A 25,156-nucleotide genomic window follows, 5' to 3' on the forward strand; every position below is an offset into this window, starting at 1 on the left:
AGCCGTGAAACAGACCAGCGCCGATGGTAGTGTGGCTTCTGCCCATGTGAGAGTAGGTCATCGTCAGGCTCTTAATACCAAAAACCCCCGCGGCTTCGCCGACGGGGGTTTTTTATTGCCTGTAAAAAAGTACCTTCAGCGTCGACTCATTTTTCAAATCTATGACCTTGCTCACAGTGACAAACTGTAAACGAGGTTAGGATCTGTACAAGAACTGGCCAAAATAAAAATTGCCAGCGAAAGCAGCATTAGTGTTCAGAGACACTCATCGAAAATAACAATAAACCGCTTTTCAGAATGCGGTTAATGGTGAGATCTGTCTATGAATCGTGTCGTTTGGCATTTGTTAGCGGTGCTGTCAGTGACCCCTCCTGCGTTTGCGGACCTGCAGCCAATCTCCGATAGCGATATGTCGGAAGTAACTGGTCAAGCATTCATTTCGGTTGATCGCCAATATCACCCCGACGAGACCGACAATACCTCTTATACACGCGTTAACCTGGGAATGGACATTGATATCCAGACCAATGTTGACGTACTCGAGTTGGGGCGCTACGAGCGGGATGGTGAAAAAGCCGGAACGTCCGATGTCTATATAGAGGACTTTGCGCTCGGATATATCAATAACCAAGCGTACTTCGAGCGCAACTCCAAGGCGCCCCGCCAGCTCAAGCCGGATGGCTCGGCCTATGGAGAAGGCGAAATCGTCCCGTTTAACATCGAGAACCCCTATCTGGAATTTGCGTTCGACGAGGGCGCTCAGGAGATCGTTGGTTTTCGGCTGGGCTTCGGAGAGTCCATGGGCATCCTCTCTGGCAAGATTGAAACTCTCACCGGCAACGTCAATGTAGACATCATTGATCGCGGTGAAGGTTTGAGTCAGGCGAGCTCCGGCGGCAACTTCTTCGATCAGGTCATCGTTCTGCTTACCCCGTTGCTTGAAGGTGGTAGTCCGCTCCAGACCAAGGCGCAACTGGTGTACGGCGAAGAAGGGCATCCTGATATCGGTGAGCTTGATCCCATTCGGGCGGAACATATTGGCATCCCCAATGGAGAACGCTTCGTGCTCGAGGATGCGGGCGGGTTCACTCGCTGGTCAGTAAAGAACCTTATTGGTTGGGGCTCCAGTTCCCGTATTGATGTGCCTGATTGCTCTTTCTTCAGTTGTGGCAGTGGAGATATTTATGTCTACGCCCAGGACTGCCTGGTCCTGGGTATCGATTCCTGCTTTGATCTCGATATTTACAACAGCTTTCCAATCGGCACGGTGGAAGAAGTTGGTAATCAGCGGAGGATTACAGGGCCGGCCGACGGAGCGTTTATTTCATTCCAGACCAAAGACCTTGACTGGCTGGAAGACGTCAAGAACACCAACCCGACGCCGGAGGATTTCATTCGGGCGACTTCCGGGGCCTTCTTCAATATTCCGAACGGTGCAACCGAGGTCAATCTTAACGAGGCCCTTTACGGCACCGACCGTTACCGAACGGAATACATCGATCGGGGCAGGGGGTTGTTCTGATGTTATCCAGAAGGCGCCTTCTAACCCCCACTGTCTGGTCGTTCTGCCCCACGCGAGTTTGCGCTGTCCTGGGACTGTTACTCGGAACGTGCACAGCAAACGCGGAACTTCAGGACCTGTCAGAGCAGGAACTGTCGGAGATCGATGGTGCTGGCATTGGAATCGTGTTGGAAGACTTCACGTTTTCCCATGGCACGGACACGCCCGATGCCAATGGTAACCAGGCCCGGATTTTCAAGATTGGCGGCCTTAAGAGTACGGACGGCCGCGATGTCGAGATCGTGGTGAATCACTTGTACATCTCCGGAACCGGCAGCAACTACGGGCAGAACCTAAGCCCGGTAAATATTGGTCGGCTGGTGAATCCCTATCGGATTGACGTGGTCGACGGCAATAGTATCGGCATCCGGGACAAGGCCGTTCTCGAGTTCGCGGCGCCAGCTTTGGTGGACGCTGCCCAAGGGTACGACTGTATGAGCTCGGGTGCTATTGCGGGTAGTGGCGTTTGCTCCAGTCGGCCGGCGACGGCGGATTTTGTAGGTGAGCGCCCTGATATCGGGCTGCAGATGAATGTGGCTGTGGGAGAAGACCGTTCGGCCAATATCAACATTCATGCGAAAAGCGCAGTTATTGATGGTAGCTACCTTCGCCTTTGGGGCGATGACGATCGTCGACAGATGGTGGGGCAGTTCAAGCTCAATTTCCAAACACCGGAATTGTCGATCAATGCCTGTTCTCAGGATGGCCAATCCTGCGGTTCAAGAATCACCATGACCAACTTTGCGCTGGAGCTGGCGATTGGCAACCAGTTGCAGCCGGTATTTTTCGACGTTGATGGCACTGGCAATTTTGTGGTGGAAGTCGCGGCCATCGAACCGCCAGCTCCGGGATCGATTGGCGCTGATGGGCTGCGAGGTAGCAGTGACGCGCAAACCTGGGATTTCTATGAGGACTATTACACCAATCCCGATTATCGCAGTAACCTGCACATCGGAAGTTTTTCCGTGGGTGACCGGGATTTCGGGTCGGCACGGGTTGAGGGCATGCTGATTCAGCACCTTGATATCCGAACCAAGGATCTGGCGCCATGAATAGACGGTACGCGCATGCCCTGTTATTGGCCCTCGCATTGTCCAGCTCAAAACATGCGGTGGGTGAACTCGATCGTCTGAACGATGAGGCACTCTCTGAGGTATCCGGTCAGGGCGGCATATATCTATCAGGGGATATCAGCATTAATGAAATGGGCGGGCCTATTGAGAACGGCTATTTCGGCCGTTGTGATGATGCCGGTAAGAAGTGCGGTGCCAGGCTGGCCTACCGATTGAAAGAGGATGGCGGCTGGATGGTGCTGGATGAGATCAGGGGGAACTTTGCCTTCGAAGGACTGACCCTCCGTGTTCGTTCGATTGATTCCGGATTTGCCGGTGACGGCGAGGCGTTCAACGGTGACGTTGTAGAGATTGGTCTGCCGGATACCGTTCGCTACAACGATGTGCGGTTCAAAATCGCCGGGAGCAACACACCCAGACCAACAGACCCGGGATTCCAGCAAACAGACATCTTTGCGGTGGAAATGCAGGGTGACGTCATCATGGAGGGAAACCTATTGGTTTTCCCTACGGGAAATCCATAGGGAGCGGGTATGGCCGGGATCAGAAAGCACATCGTGGTCACACAGTCTGTGAGGGGCGTAGTGTTGGCGTTGTCGGCACCCGCGATGGCGGATATGCAGCTTCTGGGCGACGAAGATATGGCGGATATAAGTGGCCAAAGCGGTATTACCCTGGAAATGGAGCTGGGTATGACCGCGGACCGTTTAACGTATTTCGATGATGATCGCGGTATCTACCTTGAGGATTTCCGGGTTGGTTCAGCAAGCCAGCCAGGTGAGTCGGCTGCTCATGTCATAAGGGTCGATATCACCGATGAGGCATCGTTGAATCTGGACTACCTGGTTGAGGATCGGCGGATTGAGTTCGGCGATATACGGTTGGCTGGCGCCCCGGGGATTGGCATGGGTGGCATTTTCTTTGATCACAGCCTGCAGGGAAACCTGCGCATCAGCCCGGGAGGTGCGTTTGGCTCATCGGGTTACACATTCGACACTGCCTACACCATGACCGGCGGCCGTCTGGGCTATCGAACCAACGGTAATGAAGTCTTCCTGGATGATATCACCCTCAGTGTAGAGGCCCTGGGTGTCACCCTGGATGTAGTTGGCAGTACTCTGGAGCTGAACGCCCCCCGCGTATCCGGTTCCTACGATGTGGGAGCAATCCGATACAGTAATAACCCTGCCAATCATGGCAACACCTACGACGTCGCAAGTGGCCAGGCCCTGTCCAGTTACGGCGGGCTCAGCGGTTCCTTCGACCTCTCGTCGAAAACCGGCATTACAGCCGGTGGGCGCGAAGGGGAGGGTTTTCGGTTGGATAACGAAACCACGATTAACAGTGCATCCTTTATCTATCATGACGACGACCACGCGCTTGCGTTCCGCGAGATTACAGGACAATACCGGCTGAATGATCTCCGGGTGGACGTGACAGCGGACCGATACGGACGCGACGCCCTGGGGTTCACGCTGGGGTCGCTGAGCGGGGAGTTTAACATTGGTCGCATTGAAATGGGCGCCAGCGGGCAAAGTATTGGCGAAGTGAATGTCAGCTTCATGTTGCAGGACCACGTCTACAATGGGCGCAGCTACACCAACGCGGTTTACCTGCAAGGTGGGGGGCACCCAGATGCCGGCTCTCAAGGGCTCAGGTTGTCCACTGAGTGGAGTTTGCAGTTGGCCGACCTGAGTTATACCGAGGATGGCAACCGCGTTATCTTCAGCGGACTGCAGTCCTGGGGGCAGGGGGATGTCACAGTTAACGTTACGCGGGATGGTGAGCTTAATGGAACGCGTTTTTATGACGGGCTCCGGATTGGCTTTGAGGATGTGTCGGCCGGCTACAGGATTAATGGCTTACGAGTAGGCAGCGAGGATGCCCCGCTTCAGGGTGGTACGGAGCTGCTTCTGGCGCTTGGCTTCTACCCGGCTTACGAATTCGATATGGATGGCCAGGTGACGCTTGGAGCGGGCGGTGCCAGTGGTGAGGGCCTAACCATCAACTCGGATATCCGTATACGGAATGGCCGGGCTGCTATCATCGCCGCGCCTTACGATGAAGGTTCGGGGGAGATTTCTCAAAAGGGTTTGTGGATCAGCGATCTCAGCTACGATGCCCATGTTCGGGATATGACCCTGGATGTGACCGAAGACGGGCTGGCCCTCATCAAGGGGGAGGCCTGGAGCCTTATGGATGTTGGCAACCTGCGGGTTGGCGATAAGGCGGCGGGATCAAGCTTTGGCCGATTTGTGGTTCAGAAATACGAAACCGGAAGTAGCATGACCATTGTCCCGGGTGGGGCTGGCAATGTATGCGCCGGCGGTTCGGGGGGCTCTGAGTCGGCCTGTGCTGCATCGGGCGGAATCTGGGAGGCTCGTGGTGATGAGGGAATCACGATCCAGCTCAAACAGATACTCGCAAGGGAAGTTAGTGAGGCACGCAAGAATGCATTTACCTGGGAAACCAATCGTCAGGTGGATTCCAGTGGCAAGCCGATCAACAACACAGGCTCCAGGCTCGTACTTGACGATATTCATACCAGCGATGGCGGTGACTTCGACGGTGACGGTGTAGACGACAATACCTTCGGAATACGCACGGACCTTTCTGTCGATGTCTACCAGACCAAGGTGGTCAAGAAGACAGATGGCGCAGATGCTTTGGGAGTGGTCGGCGCAAGGGGCGACGAAAAAATAATGGACCCGGCCGCAGGGGCGGGGTACCGCTATGTCTCATCGCCCACTGCGGCTGACCTGGATAATCGCCCGCTGGGGTTCGCCGTTCGGGCGAGGAGCCAGTTCAAGGAACTCTCCATCAACAACATTGATCTGGTCCATCCCACCGGTGGTCCACAAACAGCAGTCTATGGCGTGAAAATGCAGAACTTCAATATTGAGGCCAATCTGACTGCAACGCCCATACCCTGAGGTCTCAGGCGGCAAATTTTGGACGTGCCGCGGCGTCGTCCTTTGTCTTTTGGTTCGACGTGTTGTTTAATCCCGCCCTGATCCCATTCAAATACGCGGGCGTTCCTTGATGAAATCCAAAGCACTTCTTGGCCTCCTGGCAGACGGCCAGTTTCATTCCGGTGAGTCCCTTGCCAGCAGTCTTGGCATCAGTCGCACGGCAATTTGGAAGCAGGTTCGTCGTGCAGCGGAGGAGGGTGTCCGCATAGAAACCATTCGTGGCAAGGGCTATCGTCTGTTGAGCGACATGGACTTGCTTGATGCGGAACGGATAACGCAGAGTCTGGCGCCGGATTGTCGCACCAGGGTCGAACTGATCGTAATGGATGAAGTAGATTCGACCAATGCTGAAATTGTACGACGCCGTGCGGGCTCCGATTCCGGTCGCATTCCCGTGTGCATCTCTGACTGTCAGACCGCTGGCCGTGGCAGGCGCGGCCGGCCCTGGCAAAGCCCGCGGGGACAGAACCTGTACCTGAGCCTGGGGCTGACGTTTCGAGGCAGCTTCGCCATGCTGGATGGTTTAAGCCTGGTTCTGGGTGTGGCGGTCGCCGAAGCCCTGGAGCAGCATGGTGTTGCAGATGTGGGGCTGAAGTGGCCCAACGATATTTTTCTCGGCGGTAGCAAGCTGGCTGGTATTCTGGTTGAGCTTCAGGGCGAACTTGAAGAGGGGGTGGTTCAGGTTGTTGCAGGTATTGGTCTGAACGTGCATATGAAAGAGTCTGCGGAGGTGGATCAATCCTGGAGCAGTCTTGACATAGCCGTGCCTGAACGTCGCTGGAATCGTAGCGAGCTTGCTGCGTCACTCGTTAATTCCGTCCTTGACTCCGTGGACGAGTTCGCCAGTCAGGGGTTTACCGGGTTCCGTTCACGTTGGCAGGGTCGAGATATTTTTTCCGGTAAGTCTCTGGTTGCCAGCCAGGGTGGACTCGCCGGGAACGGGCGTGGAATCGATGATACCGGTAATTACCTGATCGACGACGGCAAAGAGTTGGTCAGGGTTCGTGCCGGCGAGATAAGCCTGCGGGTCCGCCCATGAAGCTATTGGTGGATGCCGGGAATACCCGGCTGAAGTGGCTGCTGGTCGGCGATGGTCATTTGGTTGGCACCGGTTCCGCCATTCTGGACGCCGACGACCCATTCTGCGACATCCGTTGTCAGTCCGCCCATATCAGGCGAGTTGCAGTATCCACTGTGATCTCGGAAGAAAGGCGCCAACATTTGCAGGTGCAGTTGGAAGCGTTCTGTCGTGCTCCGATTGTGTTTCATTGGGCTGAACCCCGTCGAGGTGGTTTGGTGAATGCCTACACCGAAACCGGCAGGATGGGGGCCGATCGCTGGCACGCCATGTACGCTGCATGGCAGGCCGATAAAGGTGGTTTTGCGGTTGTTGATGCCGGCAGTGCTATTACGATTGATTATGTTGCCGATTCGGGGGCGCACCTGGGCGGCTATATTCTCCCGGGTAAGCAGATGATGCTCAGGTCCTTGAGGCAGGACGCTGCGAGAATTGGTTTTGATGCCAGTGATGTGCAGGCTGCGGAGCCTGGGGCGTCGACAACCGAATGCGTTCAGCATGGACTGCTCTGGCTCTGGGCATCAATGGCTGCACGGATTGAGGCGGATTGCCGTCGTCTTGGTCTTGGTCGCGTCCTGGTGACGGGAGGCGACGCCGAAGGCCTGCTTGATGCCGGGCTTTCGGCCCACCACGAGCCTTCATTGGTGCTCAAGGGGCTTGCGGCTGTTGATGGGGAGAGTGAACGCGAATGAGGTGGTTTGCTGTTGCTCTGATTCTGATCAATGGGGCGCTTTGGTTATACGGGGACAAGTTCGGACCAAAGCCCGTTGCCGTTGTAACTGAACGCCAGGCATTGCCGCGGGTGGCTGATCTGAAACCGCTGTCGCCAGAGGTTGAACCCGAAGCCGCCAGGGATGATGTGACGCTGGCCGAGGGCGAAGCCACTCAGCCAGCCGTTGATGTTGAGGCTCCGCCAGAGAGGGAAGCGGTTCCCCTGAGTTTCTGCGTTCAGTTGGGGTGGTTCGACTCGGAGCAGAGTGCGCGGCAGGCTTATCGTTCCCTGGGGCGGCCTGGAACCGACTACGACGTTGCTGAGGAGGAGCGGGAACTGGCACCACTGCATTGGGTGATCATACCTCCTCAACCGGAAGATCGGGCGCTGGATCTGTTTCGCGATCTCCAGCAGAGGGGGATCGACTCCTACCTGGTAACCCGGGGCGAGAATAAAAATGCCATTTCTCTTGGGCTGTTCGAGTCCCGACAGGCCGCCGAAAATGTCCTGGCTGAAAAAAAACGCCAGAATCTCAATGCAATACTGGCCAACTTCCCCCGAAATCAGCTAAGCTACGCGCTCGTTTTTGAAGACCAACTGGTGCCGGATTCCGGTGCGGTTGGGGCGGCGGAAACGGATTACAGAGAGAATTTCGACATGGTCGAAATCAGGCGTTGTGAAGGTGTTGCAACGCGTTCTGAAAATCCGTAGTATACCGCCCTCGCTGAAGAGGCGAATGTGAGCTGGCGTAGCTCAGTTGGTAGAGCAGCTGACTTGTAATCAGCAGGTCGGGGGTTCGATTCCGTCCGCCAGCTCCACTTTAAGTTTAGGCAGGTTTGCCGTTGGCATGCCTGACTCGGAGGGGTTCCCGAGTGGCCAAAGGGATCAGACTGTAAATCTGACGCGAAAGCTTCGCAGGTTCGAATCCTGCCCCCTCCACCACTTATTGCTCGCGGGCATCGTATAGTGGCTATTACCTCAGCCTTCCAAGCTGATGACGCGGGTTCGATTCCCGCTGCCCGCTCCAATTTGTAGTGTTGAAAGCGCTCATGTAGCTCAGTCGGTAGAGCACATCCTTGGTAAGGATGAGGTCACCGGTTCAATTCCGGTCATGAGCTCCATTATTTGTCCGGTCAACGTTACGGTCCAGTTGATTAGGGAGATAGGTCGAATGTCTAAAGCAAAATTTGAGCGTAATAAGCCGCACGTAAACGTGGGCACCATTGGTCACGTAGACCATGGCAAGACCACGCTGACAGCCGCGCTGACTCGTGTGTGTCACGAAGTGTGGGGTACTGGTAGTGCAAGCGCATTCGACCAGATCGATAACGCACCGGAAGAGAAGGCACGTGGTATCACCATCGCGACCTCTCACGTTGAGTACGATTCGCCGGCGCGTCACTATGCGCACGTTGACTGCCCGGGCCACGCTGACTACGTGAAGAACATGATCACGGGTGCGGCGCAGATGGACGGCGCGATCCTGGTTTGTTCCGCAGCTGACGGCCCCATGCCGCAGACTCGCGAGCACATCCTGCTGTCCCGCCAGGTTGGCGTTCCTTTCATCGTTGTGTTCCTGAACAAGGCGGACATGGTTGATGACGAGGAGTTGCTGGAGCTGGTCGAGATGGAAGTTCGCGAACTGCTGAGCCAGTACGACTTCCCGGGCGATGACACGCCGATCGTTACCGGTTCCGCGCTGATGGCGCTGGAAGGTAAGGATGATAACGAAATGGGTACTACCGCTGTTAAGAAGCTGGTAGAAGCCCTGGACGAGTACATCCCGGATCCGGAGCGTGCGATTGATCAGCCGTTCCTGATGCCGATCGAGGACGTGTTCTCCATCTCTGGTCGCGGTACGGTTGTAACCGGTCGTGTAGAGCGCGGCATCATCAAGGTTGGTGACGAAGTGGAAATCGTCGGTATCAAAGATACCGTGAAGACCGTTTGTACCGGTGTTGAGATGTTCCGCAAGCTGCTGGACGAAGGTCGTGCTGGTGAGAACGTTGGTGTTCTGCTGCGTGGTACCAAGCGTGACGACGTAGAGCGTGGTCAGGTTCTGTGTGTGCCGGGCTCCATCAAGCCGCACACCAAGTTCGAGTGCGAAGTGTACGTGCTGAGCAAAGAAGAAGGTGGTCGTCATACCCCGTTCTTTAAGGGTTACCGTCCGCAGTTTTACTTCCGTACCACCGACGTCACAGGTTCCTGTGAGCTGCCGGAAGGTGTGGAAATGGTTATGCCGGGTGACAACGTGAAGATGAGTGTTACCCTGATTGCTCCGATCGCCATGGAAGATGGTCTGCGCTTCGCGATTCGTGAAGGTGGCCGTACCGTTGGTGCCGGCGTAGTCTCAAAGATCATCGAGTAATTGCTCTTTTTGAGTAAGAACTTGAAGTAAGTGCGCTGAGTTGTTTCGGTGCAGGCCAGTAGCTCAATTGGCAGAGCAGCGGTCTCCAAAACCGCAGGTTGGGGGTTCGATTCCCTCCTGGCCTGCCATTTTTTAACATCCGGATACATAAGCTGATTCCTATGGAGTCAAAAGCCGATCGTTCGACCAGTAGCTTCGATGCAGTAAAGTGGCTGGTCGTATTTGTTCTGATTGCAGCGGGCGTCGTTGGCAATCAGTATTTTAATGCCGAGTCACTGCTGTATCGGGTGCTGGCTCTCGTAGCTCTTGCTCTGGTCGCTGCTTTTGTGGCGCTCCAAACCGAGCGTGGTCGGCGTTTTGCGACTCTGCTCAAGGAAGCCAGGGTTGAAATCCGGAAGGTCGTATGGCCCACCAGGCCGGAGCTGATCCAGACCACAGCCATCGTCGTTGTGTTTGTATTGGTTGTGGCGTTGATGCTGTGGGGTATGGATTCGTTGATCAGTTGGCTGGTCTCCGGAGTTATCGGGTAACAGGAGTGGGCAATGGCTAAGCGCTGGTACGTCGTTCATGCGTATTCTGGCTTTGAAAAGCACGTAATGCGCACTCTCAGGGAGCGTGTTGCTCTCAATGACTTGGAAGAGAAGTTCGGCGAAATCCTTGTGCCGACTGAAGAAGTCGTTGAGATGCGTGACGGGAAGAAGCGCAAGAGTGAGCGCAAGTTCTATCCCGGCTACGTTCTGGTGCAGATGGAAATGGATGACGGCACCTGGCATCTGGTCAAGAATACGCCCAGGGTTCTTGGTTTCATTGGTGGTACCAAGGATAAGCCGGCCCCAATTACAGAGCGTGAGGCAGAGGCCATTCTTCGCCGTGTTGAGAGCGGCGCTGACAAGCCCAAGCCGAAGACTCTGTTCGAGCCAGGCGAGATTGTTCGCGTCACTGAAGGGCCGTTTGCGGACTTCAATGGCGTTGTTGAAGAAGTTGACTACGACAAGAGTCGGGTCAAGGTTGCTGTGTTGATTTTCGGTCGTTCAACTCCGGTAGAGCTGGAGTTTGGGCAAGTCGAAAAAGACTGAGCAGCAGCCTTACATGCTGAGAGCTCGCGCGCTATGGCGACGCGGGCTTTTTGTGTCTGCTACTGGCAGTTGTAAATACAGGGGAGCCGAGAGGCGTTCGAACCCACAGGAGAAATATCATGGCTAAGAAGATTGAAGCGTACATCAAGCTTCAGGTTGCTGCCGGCAAGGCCAACCCGAGTCCTCCCGTTGGTCCCGCGCTGGGTCAGCGTGGCGTAAATATCATGGAGTTCTGTAAGGCGTTCAACGCACAGACCCAGGATATGGAACCGGGCCTGCCGATTCCTACTGTTATCACCGTTTACAGTGATCGCAGCTTTACCTTTATCACCAAGACTCCGCCCGCACCGGTGCTGCTGAAGAAGGCGGCCGGCATCAAGAGCGGCTCTGGTCGTCCCAATACCGACAAAGTTGGCACGGTAACTCGTGACCAGTTGGAAGAAATTGCCAAGACGAAAGAGCCGGATCTGACTGCAGCCGACATGGATGCTGCGGTTCGTACCATTGCCGGAACTGCCCGTAGCATGGGCCTGAACGTGGAGGGCCTGTAACATGGCAAAGCTTAGCAAGCGTCAGAAGCTGATTCGTGAAAAAGTCGATTCCACCCGCGCATATTCCGTTGACGAAGCGGTAGCGTTGCTGGTTGAGCTGGGCGGTAACGTCAAGTTCAAGGAATCCGTGGACGTTGCCGTCAATCTGGGCGTCGATGCGCGTAAATCAGACCAGGTTGTGCGCAGCAGCACTGTTCTGCCTCACGGTACTGGCAAAACCGTTCGTGTGGCGGTATTCACCCAGGGCGCCAACGCCGAGAAAGCCACCGCTGCCGGTGCTGATATTGTTGGTATGGATGACCTGGCGGAAGAAGTCAAAAAAGGCAACATGGATTTCGATGTGGTTATCGCCACTCCGGACGCCATGCGTGTTGTTGGTCAGCTGGGCCAGATTCTTGGTCCCCGCGGCCTGATGCCGAACCCGAAAGTCGGCACTGTTACCCCGGATGTTGAGACTGCTGTAAAGAACGCCAAGGCAGGTCAGGTGCGTTACCGTACTGATAAGAACGGTATCATCCATGCGCCGATGGGTAATGTGGAATTCTCTGCGCAGAACATCAAGGAAAACCTTGAAGCTCTGATCGCGGACCTGAAAAAGGCCAAGCCGTCTTCTTCGAAAGGTGTTTACCTCAAGAAGGTAACCCTGTCGTCGACGATGGGTCCTGGCCTGACTATCGATCAGAGCGCTCTGAGCATCTGAGGCTTTGTTCGGTAGTTACTTTGTAGTCTGGGCGGAAGCCAAGGCTGTCAAAGACCGCAGGCCCCCGAAGCGCTCTTTTTATAGAAGAGATGCTGGAAGGGTTAAAGCAACGCCTGCGCAGACGGTGTGAAGACGTTCTCTCTGAACCCAAACACCGTTGGGAGCCCCGCGAGGGGTATATGTGGGTTTGCCGGGAATATGCCCGGCGAAATCGAGGAGAAATCCAGTGGCAATTAGACTCGAAGACAAGAAAGCGATCGTCGCTGAAGTCAACGAGACTGCCGGTGGTGCTCTGTCTGTTGTTCTGGCTGACTACCGTGGTATCACCTCAGGTGATATGACGGCGCTGCGAGCGAAGGCCCGCGCTGAAAGCGTTCATCTAAAGGTTGTTCGTAACAACCTGGCGAAGATCGCAATCCGCGGTACTGAGTTCGAGTGTATTGATGCGGCGCTGGTCGGCCCGACAATTCTGGCGTTCTCTATGGAAGATCCGGGTGCGGCTGCGCGCCTGCTGAAGGATTTTGCCAAAGAGAAAGAGGCATTCGAGATCAAGGGCCTGGCTGTCGGCGGTGAGCTGATGGGCGCAGACCAGATTGATCGCCTTGCCAAGCTACCGACACGCCACGAGGCGTTGACGATGCTGGCCGCTGTAACACAGGCACCGATCACCAAGCTTGCGCGGACACTGAACGAAGTTCCAACGAAAGTGACCCGTGCTGTTGCGGCAGTTCGAGACCAGAAGCAAGAAGCTGCTTGATTCTGTTGAACACCATTTTTATATTTTTGGGAGAAAGTCATGGCTCTGTCTAACGAAGACATTTTGAACGCAATTGCCGAAATGAGCGTAATGGACGTTGTTGCGCTGGTTGAAGCAATGGAAGAAAAATTCGGCGTATCCGCCGCTGCTGCTGTAGCTGCTGCTCCGGCTGCCGCCGGTGGCGAAGCCGCTGCTGCTGAAGAGCAGACTGAATTTGACGTTGTTCTTACCGGTCCTGGTGAGAAGAAAGTTAACGTCATCAAGGCCGTTCGTGAACTGACTGGCCTGGGTCTGAAAGAAGCGAAAGAAATGGTCGACAGCGCTCCTTCCGTTATCAAGGAAGCGGCGAGCAAAGACGACGCTGAAGAAGCCAAGAAGAAGCTTGAGGAAGCAGGCGCTTCTGTTGAGCTCAAGTAAGAGTTGGCTTTTGATCGAAACCGTGCGTTAAGCATGGACAGGCTGGTGGCCATGTGCCACCGGCCTTTTTCTGTTGTATATGCTATAGACTCTGAACGCCGATTCAGTGGTGCTGTCAGAATCTATAACCTACAGCGAGAGTCTTGTTCAAGACGGCGCAGTAAGCCGAGCAATTCGGCCCCGAAGCATGAAAATGGTTGCTTCTTGATACCAGGTATCAGGTCTAAAGCTGGGGAATGCAGATGACTTACTCCTATACTGAGAAAAAGCGGATTCGCAAAGATTTTAGTAAATTGCCGTCCGTGATGGATGTTCCCTATTTGCTGTCTATACAGCTGGATTCGTTCCGGGACTTCCTCCAAAGTGAAGCCGCGCCCGAAAATCGTCGGGAAACCGGTCTCCACGCAGCATTCAAATCCGTATTCCCGATTGTCAGTTATTCTGGCAACGCCGCACTCGAATACGTGAGTTACCGCATCGGCGAGCCGGTATTTGACGTCAAGGAATGCCAGCTTAGGGGCGTCACCTACGCAGCACCGCTGCGGGTGAAAGTAAGACTTATCATTTATGATAAGGAATCGTCCAACAAGGCGATCAAGGATATTAAAGAGCAGGAAGTCTACATGGGCGAAATGCCCCTGATGACCGAGAACGGTACCTTCGTTATCAACGGTACCGAGCGTGTTATCGTTTCCCAGCTCCACCGTTCACCCGGTGTGTTCTTCGATCATGACAAGGGTAAGACCCACTCGTCAGGTAAGCTGTTGTATTCGGCGCGGGTGATTCCTTACCGTGGTTCCTGGCTGGACTTCGAGTTCGACGCCAAGGACTCGGTCTTTGTCCGTATCGACCGTCGCCGCAAGCTGCCCGCGTCTATTCTCCTGCGTGCCCTGGGTTATAACTCAGAGCAGATGCTGGAGATGTTCTTTGATACCAGTAAGTTCAGTATCGGTCCTGAGGTGTGCAAGCTCGAGCTGGTTCCAAGTCGCCTGCGCGGTGACATTGCGACGTTCGACATCAAGGACAAGAAGGGCTCCGTCATCGTTGAAGAGGGTCGCCGGATCACCGCTCGTCATATCAAGCAGCTTGAAAAAGCGGGCTTGACCGAGCTGGAAGTGCCGACGGAATACCTTTACGGCCGTGTACTCTCGAAAGACATGGTGGACACCAAGTCCGGAGAGGTTCTGGTTGAGTGTAATACCGAGCTGACCGAAGAAGTTGTTACCAAGATTCTCGACGCTGGCGTTACAGAAATTGAAACTCTGTACACCAACGACTTGGATTGTGGTCCGTTCATGTCGGATACGCTGCGCATCGACCCAACCCGCACGCCCCTCGAGGCGCTGGTTGAGATCTATCGCATGATGCGCCCGGGTGAGCCGCCCACCAAAGAGTCGGCCGAGAACCTGTTCAACAACCTGTTCTTCTCTGAAGAGCGGTATGACCTGTCCTCCGTTGGCCGAATGAAGCTGAACCGTCGCCTGCGTCGCGAAGAAAGCACCGGCGAAGGCACGTTGACCCATGACGACATCATCGACGTCCTCAAGACGCTGATCGATATTCGTAACGGTCAGGGCAATGTCGACGACATTGATAACCTGGGCAACCGTCGAGTTCGTTGTGTGGGTGAGATGGCGGAGAACCAGTTCCGCGTTGGCCTGGTGCGTGTTGAGCGTGCTGTGCGCGAGCGTTTGAGTCTGGCGGAAAGCGAAGGCCTGATGCCTCAGGATCTGATCAACGCCAAGCCGGTAGCGGCTGCGGTGAAGGAATTCTTTGGCTCCAGCCAGCTGTCCCAGTTCATGGACCAGAACAACCCGCTGTCGGAAGTGACTCACAAGCGTCGTATCTCGGCTCTCGGTCCAGGTGGTCTGACCCGTGAGCGTGCCGGCTTTGAGGTTCGTGACGTACATCCGACTCACTATGGTCGTGTGTGTCCGATCGAGACGCCGGAAGGCCCGAACATCGGTCTGATCAACTCGCTGGCAACCTACGCCCGCTCCAATTCTTACGGTTTCCTTGAGAGTCCGTACCGGAAGGTGGTTGACGGCGAGGTGACCGATGAAGTGGTTTATCTGTCGGCCATTGAAGAGAGCAACTACATCATCGCCCAGGCCAGTGCGGCAATGGACGAGAACAAGCGTCTGTCTGATGAGCTGGTAACGGTTCGTCATCAGAACGAGTTCACGGTAACGCCGCCGGAAAACGTCAACTTCATGGACGTTTCACCGCGCCAGGTAGTGTCGGTAGCAGCCTCGCTGATTCCGTTCCTGGAACACGACGACGCCAACCGTGCACTGATGGGCTCCAACATGCAGCGCCAGGCGGTTCCGACGTTGCGTTCGCAGGTGCCCTTGGTAGGTACTGGTGTTGAGCGTACCGTGGCCCAGGACTCTGGCGTTTGCGTAACCGCTCGTCGCGGTGGTGTGATCGAGAGCGTCGATGCGGCCCGTATCGTGGTACGTGTCAACGACGATGAGACTGAAGCCGGTGATGCTGGTGTGGATATCTACAACCTCACCAAGTACACCCGTTCGAACCAGAACACCTGTATCAACCAGCGCTCCATTGTTAACCAGGGCGATGAAATTGCCCGTGGTGACGTGCTGGCTGACGGCCCGTCCGTGGATCTGGGTGAGCTGGCTCTGGGGCAGAACATGCGTATCGCGTTCATGCCCTGGAACGGTTACAACTTTGAGGACTCGATCCTCATTTCCGAGAAAGTGGTTCAGGAAGACCGCCTGACTACCATCCACATCCAGGAACTGACCTGTGTGGCTCGGGATACCAAACTGGGTAGCGAGGAAATCACCGCGGATATTCCGAACGTTGGTGAAAGTGCGCTGTCCAAGCTGGATGAGTCCGGCATCGTGTATATCGGTGCGGAAGTAGGTCCTGGCGATATCCTGGTTGGCAAGGTAACACCGAAAGGTGAAACCCAGTTGACCCCGGAGGAGAAGCTGCTGAGGGCCATCTTCGGCGAGAAGGCTTCGGACGTGAAGGACACGTCCTCACGTGTGCCCACTGGCACCCGTGGCACGGTTATCGACGTTCAGGTCTTTACCCGTGACGGCATCGAAAAGGACACGCGTGCCCAGTCCATCGAAAAAGAGCAGTTGGACGAGTATCGCAAGGACCTGAAGGACGAGTATCGCATTGTAGAAGGTGCCACCTTCGAGCGTTTGACCAATGCCCTCAAGGGGCAGGAAGTCATCAGTGGTCCTGGTCTCAAGAAAGGCGCCAAGTTGGACGAATCGTACCTGGCAGAGTTGCCGCGCGACGACTGGTTCAAGCTACGGATGAAAGATGAGGCGCTGAATGAGCTGCTTGAAAAATCCGAGCAGGGTCTTGAAGATCGCAAAAAAGAGCACGAAGCGCGCTTTGACGATAAGAAAGGCAAGCTTCAGCAGGGTGATGACCTTGCCCCGGGTGTTCTCAAGATCGTCAAGGTGTACCTCGCGATCAAGCGTCGGATTCAGCCGGGCGACAAGATGGCCGGACGTCATGGTAACAAGGGTGTTATTTCATCGGTCATGCCGATTGAGGACATGCCTTATGATGAACATGGCAACACAGTTGACGTGGTTCTCAACCCCTTGGGTGTTCCGTCGCGGATGAACGTCGGTCAGGTTCTTGAAACGCACCTGGGTGCAGCAGCCAAAGGGCTGGGTGAGCGCATCAGCCAGATGCTGGATGAGCAGCGTAAGATCGCTGAGCTCCGCAATTTGCTGGACGAGATCTATAACCACTCGGACGAGGTCACCAAGGTGGACCTGGATTCGCTGAGTGACAAAGAGATCCTGGCCCTGGCTAACAATCTGCGCGCAGGTGTCCCCATGGCAACGCCGGTCTTCGACGGTGCCAAGGAAGCAGAGGTCAAGCGTATGCTTGAGCTGGCAGGTCTGAGTACGACTGGCCAGACTGTGTTGTATGACGGCCGTACGGGTGATGAATTTGACCGCCCGGTAACGGTTGGCTACATGTACATCCTCAAGCTGAACCACTTGATCGACGACAAGATGCACGCTCGTTCCACCGGTTCGTACAGCCTGGTTACCCAGCAGCCGCTGGGTGGTAAGGCGCAGTTCGGTGGTCAGCGCTTCGGTGAGATGGAAGTGTGGGCACTCGAGGCCTACGGTGCGGCGTATACGCTGCAGGAAATGCTTACCGTGAAGTCTGATGATGTGAATGGTCGGACCAAGATGTACAAGAACATTGTCGATGGCGATCATCGTATGGAGCCGGGCATGCCCGAGTCCTTCAATGTTCTGGTCAAGGAAATCCGCTCGCTGGGTATCGACATCGAGCTGGAATCCGACTGAGCCGAATTGTTTTTGGCAGCGTGAGCGGGTACCGGTCGGTACCCGCCCGAGAATAACGCCATCCGGAGCTGTTACTGATGAAAGATTTGCTGAATCTTCTCAAAAACCAGAACCAGAAGCAGGAATTTGACGCCATCCGTATTGGCCTGGCGTCGCCTGACATGATCCGTTCATGGTCTTTTGGTGAGGTCAAAAAGCCTGAGACCATCAACTACCGTACGTTCAAGCCTGAGCGTGACGGTCTTTTCTGTGCCAAGATCTTCGGCCCGATCAAGGATTACGAGTGCCTGTGCGGCAAGTACAAGCGGCTCAAGCACCGTGGTGTCATCTGCGAGAAGTGCGGTGTTGAAGTGGCACTGGCCAGTGTGCGCCGTGAGCGCATGGGTCACATCGAGCTCGCCAGCCCGGTCGCCCACATCTGGTTCCTGAAATCACTGCCGTCCCGCATCGGCCTGATGCTGGACATGACCCTGCGCGATATCGAGCGGGTCCTGTATTTTGAGTCGTTCATCGTGATCGAGCCGGGCATGACGACGCTTGAGCGCGGTCAATTGCTGAACGACGAGCAGTATTACGAAGCCCTTGAAGAGTTCGGTGACGAATTCGATGCCCGCATGGGTGCCGAAGCCGTCCAGGAGCTGCTGGAAGGTATTGATCTGCAGGCCGAGGTTGAGGCCTTGCGGGAAGAGATTCCCCAGACCAACTCCGAGACCAAGATCAAGAAGTTCAGCAAGCGCCTGAAGATTCTTGAGGCTTTCCTGTATTCCGGCAATAAGCCGGGCGACATGGTCATGACCGTTCTGCCGGTTCTGCCGCCGGATCTTCGTCCGCTGGTGCCGCTGGATGGTGGCCGTTTTGCCACCTCTGACCTGAACGACCTGTATCGCCGGGTGATCAACCGTAACAACCGCCTCAAGCGCCTGTTGGAGCTGAATGCTCCGGACATTATTGTGCGCAACGAGAAGCGGATGCTACAGGAAGCGGTTGATGCGCTGTTGGATAACGGCCGTCGTGGTCGCGCCATCACTGGTACCAACAAGCGTCCGCTGAAGTCCCTGGCCGACATGATCAAGGGTAAGCAAGGTCGCTTCCGTCAGAACCTGCTCGGTAAGCGTGTGGACTACTCCGGTCGTTCCGTGATCGTGGTTGGTCCGTACCTGCGTTTGCATCAGTGTGGTCTGCCCAAGAAGATGGCGTTGGAGCTGTTCAAGCCGTTCATCTTCTCAAAGCTTGAGCACCGTGGCTTGGCGACCACCATCAAGGCCGCCAAGAAGATGGTCGAGCGTGAGGAAGGCGTGGTCTGGGATATCCTGGACGAGGTCATCCGTGAGCATCCGATCATGCTGAACCGGGCACCGACTCTTCACCGTCTGGGTATCCAGGCGTTCGAGCCGGTACTGATCGAAGGCAAGGCCATTCAGCTGCATCCGCTGGTGTGTGCGGCCTACAACGCCGACTTCGACGGTGACCAGATGGCGGTACACGTGCCGCTGACCCTGGAAGCCCAGCTCGAAGCCCGTGCGTTGATGATGTCCACCAACAACGTGCTGTCGCCGGCCAACGGCGAGCCGATCATCGTGCCGTCCCAGGACGTGGTACTGGGTCTTTACTACATGACCCGCGAGCGCAAGAGTGCCGTCGGTGAAGGCATGGTGTTTGCCGATGTTAAAGAAGCGCACCGTGCCTATGGTGCTGGCAAGGTTGACCTTCAGGCGATCGTCAAGGTCCGGGTCAAGGAAGTCACGATCCAGGAAGACGGCGAGCGTACCGAAGAGTACAAGATCGTTGACACCACGGTCGGTCGTGCGCTGTTGTTCGATATCGTTCCTGACGGCCTGTCCTATGAGCTGGTCAACAAGCCGATGGTCAAGAAGTCGATCTCGAATCTGATCAACACCTGTTACCGTGATGCCGGCCTCAAGGATACCGTTATCTTTGCTGACCAGCTCATGTACATGGGCTACCACTATGCGACGGTTTCCGGTATCTCGATCGGCTTCAACGACTTCGAGATTCCTCCCGAGAAATACGAGTTGGTGGATGCTGCCTCCGAGGAAGTCAAGGACATCGAGACCCAGTACGCATCCGGTCTGCTGACCCAGGGTGAGAAGTACAACAAGGTTATCGATATCTGGTCCCGTGCCAACGACAAAGTGTCGAAGGCGATGATGGATCGGCTCTCGAAGGAGCAGGTTATCGGGCCAGACGGCAAGCCAGTTAAAGGTGAGGACGGCGAAGACTTGATGCAGGAGTCGTTCAACTCGGTTTACATGATGGCTGATTCGGGCGCCCGGGGTTCCGCGGCTCAGATTCGCCAGCTGGCTGGTATGCGTGGCCTGATGGCGAAGCCGGACGGCTCCATCATCGAGACGCCGATCACTGCGAACTTCCGTGAGGGTCTGAACGTACTCCAGTACTTCATATCCACCCACGGTGCCCGTAAGGGTCTGGCGGATACGGCGCTGAAGACCGCGAACTCAGGTTACCTGACTCGCCGTCTGGTAGACGTTTCCCAAGATCTGGTCGTTACCGAAACCGACTGTGGTACCGAAGAAGGTCTGTTGATGACGCCGCACATCGAGGGTGGCGACGTTGTTGTACCGCTGGGTGATCGTGTGCTTGGTCGTGTTACGGCCCGTGCAGCCTTTACGCCAACGGACAAGGATAATGCCGTTGTCGAGGCCGGCGTCCTGCTGGACGAGAAAGCGGTTGAATCCCTTGAGCGTGCCGGTGTGGACGAAGTCTGGGTTCGCTCTGCGATCACCTGTGAGACTCGCCACGGTATCTGCTCCAAGTGTTATGGCCGTGATCTTGCCCGTGGCCATGAGGTCAATGTGGGCGAGGCTGTCGGTGTTATCGCTGCACAGTCCATCGGTGAGCCGGGTACCCAGCTGACCATGCGTACCTTCCACATCGGTGGTGCGGCAAGCCGGGCATCAGCGGTTGACAATATCCAGGTCAAGCACGGCGGCACCGTTCGTCTGCACAACCTGAAATCGATCGAGAAGAGCGACGGCAGTCTGGTTGTTGTGTCCCGTTCCTCAGCGCTGGCCATTGCCGATGAGCAGGGTCGTGAGCGCGAGTGGTACAAGCTGCCCTATGGTGCGGTGCTGTCTGTCAAGCACGGCGACGCCGTGGAAGCAGGGGTTGCGGTTGCCAAGTGGGATCCGCACACGCACCCAATCATCGCTGAAGCGGAAGGTACCGCCAAGTTCGTCAACATGGATCAGGGCATTACCGTCCGTACCCAGACTGATGAGCTGACGGGTCTTTCCACGATGGAGGTTATCGACCCGAAAGAGCGTCCGGCGGCTGGTAAGGACATTCGTCCTGCCATTCAGCTGATCGACGACAAGGGTAACGATGTTGAGTTGCCAGGTGGTGGTACCGCGATCTTCTTCCTGCCGGCCAACGCGCTGGTGACCATGGCCAATGGCGCCAAGATCGAGTTGGGTGACGTGGTTGCCCGTATTCCGCAGGAAAGCTCGAAGACCCGGGATATCACCGGTGGTCTGCCGCGTGTTGCCGACCTGTTCGAGGCCCGTCGTCCGAAAGAATCGTCCATCCTGGCTGAAGTCAGTGGTGTGGTGTCCTTCGGCAAGGAAACCAAGGGCAAGAAACGTCTGGTGATTACGCCGAAGGATGCGGATCCGTATGAGGTTCTGATTCCCAAGCATCGCCAGATGAACGTGTTCGAGGGTGAAACGGTCGAGAAGGGTGAGGTTATCTCTGATGGCCCGTCCAATCCGCACGACATCCTTCGTCTTCTGGGTGTGGTTGCGTTGGCCAAGTACATCACCAACGAAATCCAGGACGTTTACCGTCTGCAGGGTGTTGTCATCAACGATAAGCATATTGAGGTTATCGTTCGACAGATGCTGCGTAAGGTGGAGATCACTGATGCCGGTGATACCAGCCTGCTGGCTGGCGATCAGGTAGAAATTACCCAGTTCATGGAAGAGAACGAAAAAGCGGAAGCGGCAGACAAGGAAACCGCACGTTGTGAGCGCTTGTTGCTGGGTATTACCAAGGCATCTCTGGCGACGGAGTCGTTCATTTCAGCGGCATCGTTCCAGGAAACCACGCGGGTTCTGACCGAAGGCGCCGTCACCGGCAAGCGGGATTACCTCCGCGGGCTGAAAGAGAACGTTGTCGTTGGTCGGCTGATTCCGGCTGGTACCGGTCTGGCATACCACGCAGAGCGTCGTCGCAAGCGTGATCTGGAAGAGCAGGGCGTAACGGCAGCGGATGTCGAAGAAGCTCTGAGTGCCGAACTCAACCGCGAAAGCTGAGTTGACCGGTAACGCCACCCGCCGGTAGTTACTTACCTGGCGGGTGGTCAAAAAGAGATCAGTCATCTTGACTGTTCAGGGTCGCAGGCTTAAACTTGCGACCCTCAAATTTTACCCCCGCCTGTCGGGGGTAAGTTTCATTGATACGGTTTTTTGGAGTTTGCTTACATGGCAACGATTAATCAGTTGGTGCGTAAGCCTCGTAAACGCAAAGCGGCCAAGAGCGACGTTCCTGCTCTGCAGGCTTGCCCGCAGCGCCGTGGTGTTTGTACTCGTGTGTACACCACAACGCCGAAGAAGCCGAACTCAGCACTGCGTAAAGTGTGCCGTGTTCGCCTGACCAACGGCTACGAGGTTTCCTCATACATTGGTGGTGAAGGTCACAACCTTCAGGAGCACAGTGTTGTGCTGATCCGTGGCGGTCGAGTAAAAGACCTTCCGGGTGTGCGCTATCACACTGTTCGCGGAACACTGGACACCCAGGGTGTGCAGAACCGTAAGCAGGGCCGCTCCAAGTACGGTGCAAAACGACCCAAGTCCTGATGTCCCACACGGGTGTCTTTTATCGTTGCTACGTAGAACGGTAAGAGTAAGGCTGAGTAGCTGATGCTATCTCAGGGGTTCCTGAAGACCTTTTAATAGATAAGGGCTTATCGATGCCTAGAAGAAGAGTTGCAGCAAAACGGGAAATTATCCCGGATCCCAAATTCGGCAGTGCACGGCTGGCCAAGTTCATCAACCATGTGATGGAAAGCGGCAAAAAAGCTGTTGCTGAGCGCATTGTTTATGGCGCGCTCGATATCGTTGCCGACAAGTCCAAGGAAGAGCCGATCGACATGTTCGAGAAGGCCCTGGAAAACATCCAGCCGATGGTTGAAGTTAAATCCCGTCGTGTGGGTGGTGCTACCTACCAGGTGCCTGTCGAAGTACGGCCTTCCCGTCAGAACGCGCTGGCCATGCGCTGGCTCGTAGAATTTTCACGGAAGCGTGGTGAAAAGTCCATGGCGCAGCGTCTGGCAGGTGAAATCCTGGATGCCGCTGATAGCAAGGGCTCCGCTGTTAAGAAGCGCGAAGACGTTCATCGCATGGCAGAAGCCAACAAGGCGTTCTCTCACTTCCGTTTCTAATCAGCCGAGGTTCATACAGTGGCACGCAAGACTCCGATCAAGAGATACAGAAACATTGGTATTTGTGCGCACGTTGATGCGGGCAAGACCACAACCACCGAGCGGGTTCTGTTCTACACAGGCATTTCCCACAAAATCGGTGAGGTTCATGATGGCGCGGCGACCATGGACTGGATGGAGCAGGAGCAGGAGCGTGGTATTACCATCACGTCTGCTGCAACCACCTGTTTCTGGCAGGGCATGGATAAGCAGTATCCTGAGCACCGCATCAACATCATCGACACCCCGGGGCACGTTGACTTTACCATCGAGGTAGAGCGTTCCCTGCGTGTGCTCGACGGTGCAGTTGTGGTGTTCTGTGGCTCCTCTGGTGTTGAGCCGCAGTCCGAGACTGTTTGGCGTCAGGCCAACAAGTACGAAGTGCCCCGCATGGTGTTCGTCAACAAGATGGACCGTGCCGGTGCCAACTTCCTGCGCGTTGTGAATCAGATTAAGAACCGTCTGGGTGCGACTGCCGTTCCCATTCAGTTGCCGATCGGTGCCGAAGACGAGTTCGCTGGTCTGGTTGACCTGATTCGTAACAAGGCGATTTACTGGAACGAAGATGATGCCGGTGCTACCTATGACCAGCGCGACGTTCCTGCCGAAATGGCTGACGAAGTAGCGAAGTACCGCGAAGAAATGATGGAAGCGGCTGCTGAAGCTAATGAAGAGCTGATGGAGCGCTACCTTGAAGAGGGCGAGCTCAGCATTGAAGACATCAAGAAAGGTCTGCGTATCCGTACGCTCGCCAACGAGATTGTTGTCGCGACATGTGGTTCTGCCTTTAAGAATAAGGGTGTTCAGGCGGTGCTGGATTCGGTGATCGAATTCCTGCCGGCTCCGGACGAAGTCAAAGCCATCCGTGGTGAGGTCGATGAAGACGGTACTGAAGAAACCCGTCAGGCTGACGACGACGCGCCTTTCTCGGCTCTCGCGTTCAAAATCGCCACCGATCCGTTTGTTGGCACGCTAACCTTCTTCCGGGTTTACTCCGGTAAGCTCGAATCTGGTAATGCAGTCTACAACTCCGTAAAGAGCAAGAAGGAACGCGTCGGCCGTATGGTTCAGATGCACTCCAAAGAGCGTCAGGAGATCAAGGAAGTTCTCGCGGGTGATATTGCTGCGGCAATCGGCCTGAAGAGTGTCACCACCGGTGATACCCTTTGTGATGAGAATCATAAAATTATCCTGGAACGCATGGAGTTCCCTGAGCCGGTTATTTCTGTAGCCGTTGAGCCGAAGTCCAAGGCTGACCAGGAGAAAATGGGTGTTGCTCTGGGCAAGCTTGCTCAGGAAGATCCGTCTTTCCAGGTTCGTACTGATGAAGAATCTGGCCAGACCATCATCTCCGGTATGGGTGAGCTTCACCTGGACATCATCGTTGACCGAATGCGTCGCGAGTTCAAGGTTGAAGCGAACATTGGTAAGCCGCAGGTGGCTTATCGTGAATGCATCCGTAAGAACGTGGATGTGGAAGGTAAGTTCGTACGTCAGTCTGGCGGTCGTGGTCAGTATGGTCATGTCAAGCTCAAGCTTGAGCCGCTGCCTCTCGACGAGGAGGATGGCGAGAACTTCATCTTCGTAAACGAAATCGTTGGTGGTGTGGTTCCCAAGGAATACATTCCCGCTGTTCAGCAGGGCATTGAAGAGCAGATGAAGAACGGCTGTCTGGCCGGTTATCCTCTGCTGCGGATCAAGGCCACGCTGTACGATGGTTCCTACCATGACGTTGACTCCAACGAGATGGCGTTCAAGGTCGCCGGATCCATGGCGATGAAAAAAGGCGCGTTGGAGGCTAGTCCGGCCCTTCTTGAGCCGCTCATGAAGGTCGAGTGCGTTACCCCTGAAGAGTATATGGGTGACGTCGTTGGTGATCTGAACCGCCGTCGTGGTCTGGTTCAGGGTATGGAAGACGGCCCATCGGGCAAGACAATCCGTGCCGAGGTTCCGTTGTCGGAGATGTTCGGTTACGCCACCGATCTGCGTTCTGCAACGCAGGGTCGGGCGTCTTATGCGATGGAGTTCTCCCGCTATATGGAAGCTCCCTCGAACATTGCCGAAGCGATCATTAAAAAGGGTTGATCCCCAGGACTTAAGAAACAGGAAGAGGT

General features: G+C 55.5%; 20 protein-coding genes and 5 tRNA genes. All 25 read left to right on the plus strand.

Annotation, left to right across the window (positions count from 1 at the left end; genetic code table 11):
- A partial coding sequence (locus tag JJO78_RS17820) for a hypothetical protein (protein ID WP_273624327.1) occupies positions 1 to 190 on the plus strand: 190 nt, incomplete at its 5' end.
- 132 nt (positions 191 to 322) lie between these two features.
- Positions 323 to 1,522, plus strand: coding sequence for a hypothetical protein (locus tag JJO78_RS17825; protein ID WP_151981477.1), 1,200 nt, complete (start codon positions 323 to 325; stop codon positions 1,520 to 1,522).
- Entirely contained in the window at positions 1,522 to 2,613 is a 1,092-nt protein-coding gene (locus JJO78_RS17830) for a hypothetical protein (protein ID WP_151981475.1), read from the plus strand. Before JJO78_RS17825 ends, JJO78_RS17830 begins: the two co-directional genes overlap by 1 nt.
- Positions 2,610 to 3,158: a hypothetical protein gene (locus tag JJO78_RS17835; RefSeq protein ID WP_007154034.1), complete on the plus strand. Its 549-nt coding sequence runs from the start codon at positions 2,610 to 2,612 to the stop codon at positions 3,156 to 3,158. The genes JJO78_RS17830 and JJO78_RS17835 overlap by 4 nt, the downstream gene beginning before the upstream one ends.
- Positions 3,159 to 3,167: 9 nt before the next feature.
- Positions 3,168 to 5,567, plus strand: coding sequence for a DUF6160 family protein (locus JJO78_RS17840; protein ID WP_151981473.1), 2,400 nt, complete (start codon positions 3,168 to 3,170; stop codon positions 5,565 to 5,567).
- 109 nt (positions 5,568 to 5,676) lie between these two features.
- A complete protein-coding gene (locus JJO78_RS17845; RefSeq protein WP_036203322.1) occupies positions 5,677 to 6,645 on the plus strand; it encodes a biotin--[acetyl-CoA-carboxylase] ligase in 969 nt (322 codons plus the stop codon).
- Positions 6,642 to 7,376: a type III pantothenate kinase gene (locus JJO78_RS17850; RefSeq protein ID WP_151981471.1), complete on the plus strand. Its 735-nt coding sequence runs from the start codon at positions 6,642 to 6,644 to the stop codon at positions 7,374 to 7,376. The genes JJO78_RS17845 and JJO78_RS17850 overlap by 4 nt, the downstream gene beginning before the upstream one ends.
- The gene (locus JJO78_RS17855) at positions 7,373 to 8,107 is read left to right on the plus strand and encodes a hypothetical protein (RefSeq protein ID WP_226909879.1); all 735 of its coding nucleotides are present in this window, start codon (positions 7,373 to 7,375) and stop codon (positions 8,105 to 8,107) included. The genes JJO78_RS17850 and JJO78_RS17855 overlap by 4 nt, the downstream gene beginning before the upstream one ends.
- Before the next feature lie 31 nt (positions 8,108 to 8,138).
- Positions 8,139 to 8,214, plus strand: a tRNA-Thr gene (locus JJO78_RS17860).
- Between the two features lie 40 nt (positions 8,215 to 8,254).
- Positions 8,255 to 8,338, plus strand: a tRNA-Tyr gene (locus JJO78_RS17865).
- Between the two features lie 10 nt (positions 8,339 to 8,348).
- Positions 8,349 to 8,423 (plus strand) — tRNA-Gly (locus JJO78_RS17870).
- An 18-nt stretch (positions 8,424 to 8,441) separates the two neighbouring features.
- Positions 8,442 to 8,517: transfer RNA gene (locus tag JJO78_RS17875), tRNA-Thr, on the plus strand.
- A 50-nt stretch (positions 8,518 to 8,567) separates the two neighbouring features.
- Entirely contained in the window at positions 8,568 to 9,764 is a 1,197-nt protein-coding gene (tuf, locus tag JJO78_RS17880; protein ID WP_007154018.1) for an elongation factor Tu, read from the plus strand.
- A gap of 52 nt (positions 9,765 to 9,816) precedes the next feature.
- Positions 9,817 to 9,892 (plus strand) — tRNA-Trp (locus JJO78_RS17885).
- A gap of 33 nt (positions 9,893 to 9,925) precedes the next feature.
- On the plus strand, positions 9,926 to 10,294 hold the full coding sequence (gene secE, locus JJO78_RS17890) for a preprotein translocase subunit SecE (RefSeq protein ID WP_007154029.1): 369 nt from the start codon (positions 9,926 to 9,928) through the stop codon (positions 10,292 to 10,294).
- Between the two features lie 12 nt (positions 10,295 to 10,306).
- The gene (gene nusG / locus JJO78_RS17895; RefSeq protein ID WP_036203331.1) at positions 10,307 to 10,840 is read left to right on the plus strand and encodes a transcription termination/antitermination protein NusG; all 534 of its coding nucleotides are present in this window, start codon (positions 10,307 to 10,309) and stop codon (positions 10,838 to 10,840) included.
- A gap of 119 nt (positions 10,841 to 10,959) precedes the next feature.
- On the plus strand, positions 10,960 to 11,391 hold the full coding sequence (rplK, locus tag JJO78_RS17900; RefSeq protein ID WP_007154027.1) for a 50S ribosomal protein L11: 432 nt from the start codon (positions 10,960 to 10,962) through the stop codon (positions 11,389 to 11,391).
- 1 nt (position 11,392) lies between these two features.
- Complete coding sequence (gene rplA, locus JJO78_RS17905; protein ID WP_036203334.1) at positions 11,393 to 12,091, plus strand: 50S ribosomal protein L1; 699 nt, start codon at positions 11,393 to 11,395, stop codon at positions 12,089 to 12,091.
- A 226-nt stretch (positions 12,092 to 12,317) separates the two neighbouring features.
- Positions 12,318 to 12,848, plus strand: a complete 531-nt coding sequence (gene rplJ, locus JJO78_RS17910) for a 50S ribosomal protein L10 (protein ID WP_007154025.1) — start codon at positions 12,318 to 12,320, stop codon at positions 12,846 to 12,848.
- A 39-nt stretch (positions 12,849 to 12,887) separates the two neighbouring features.
- Positions 12,888 to 13,265, plus strand: coding sequence for a 50S ribosomal protein L7/L12 (rplL, locus tag JJO78_RS17915; RefSeq protein ID WP_007154024.1), 378 nt, complete (start codon positions 12,888 to 12,890; stop codon positions 13,263 to 13,265).
- Between the two features lie 242 nt (positions 13,266 to 13,507).
- Positions 13,508 to 17,584, plus strand: coding sequence for a DNA-directed RNA polymerase subunit beta (gene rpoB, locus JJO78_RS17920; protein WP_036205627.1), 4,077 nt, complete (start codon positions 13,508 to 13,510; stop codon positions 17,582 to 17,584).
- 77 nt (positions 17,585 to 17,661) lie between these two features.
- Positions 17,662 to 21,876, plus strand: coding sequence for a DNA-directed RNA polymerase subunit beta' (gene rpoC, locus JJO78_RS17925; protein WP_036203337.1), 4,215 nt, complete (start codon positions 17,662 to 17,664; stop codon positions 21,874 to 21,876).
- A 168-nt stretch (positions 21,877 to 22,044) separates the two neighbouring features.
- Positions 22,045 to 22,419, plus strand: coding sequence for a 30S ribosomal protein S12 (gene rpsL, locus JJO78_RS17930; RefSeq protein WP_007154021.1), 375 nt, complete (start codon positions 22,045 to 22,047; stop codon positions 22,417 to 22,419).
- 113 nt (positions 22,420 to 22,532) lie between these two features.
- Positions 22,533 to 23,003 carry a 30S ribosomal protein S7 gene (rpsG, locus tag JJO78_RS17935; RefSeq protein ID WP_036203340.1) on the plus strand — a complete coding sequence of 157 codons (471 nt, stop codon included), beginning with the start codon at positions 22,533 to 22,535 and terminating at the stop codon, positions 23,001 to 23,003.
- An 18-nt stretch (positions 23,004 to 23,021) separates the two neighbouring features.
- The gene (gene fusA / locus JJO78_RS17940; protein WP_036203343.1) at positions 23,022 to 25,127 is read left to right on the plus strand and encodes an elongation factor G; all 2,106 of its coding nucleotides are present in this window, start codon (positions 23,022 to 23,024) and stop codon (positions 25,125 to 25,127) included.
- Positions 25,128 to 25,156: the final 29 nt, after the last annotated feature.

The sequence above is a fragment of the Marinobacter sp. DS40M6 genome (assembly GCF_028581595.1).
GTDB classification, from domain to species: Bacteria; Pseudomonadota; Gammaproteobacteria; order Pseudomonadales; family Oleiphilaceae; genus Marinobacter; species Marinobacter salarius.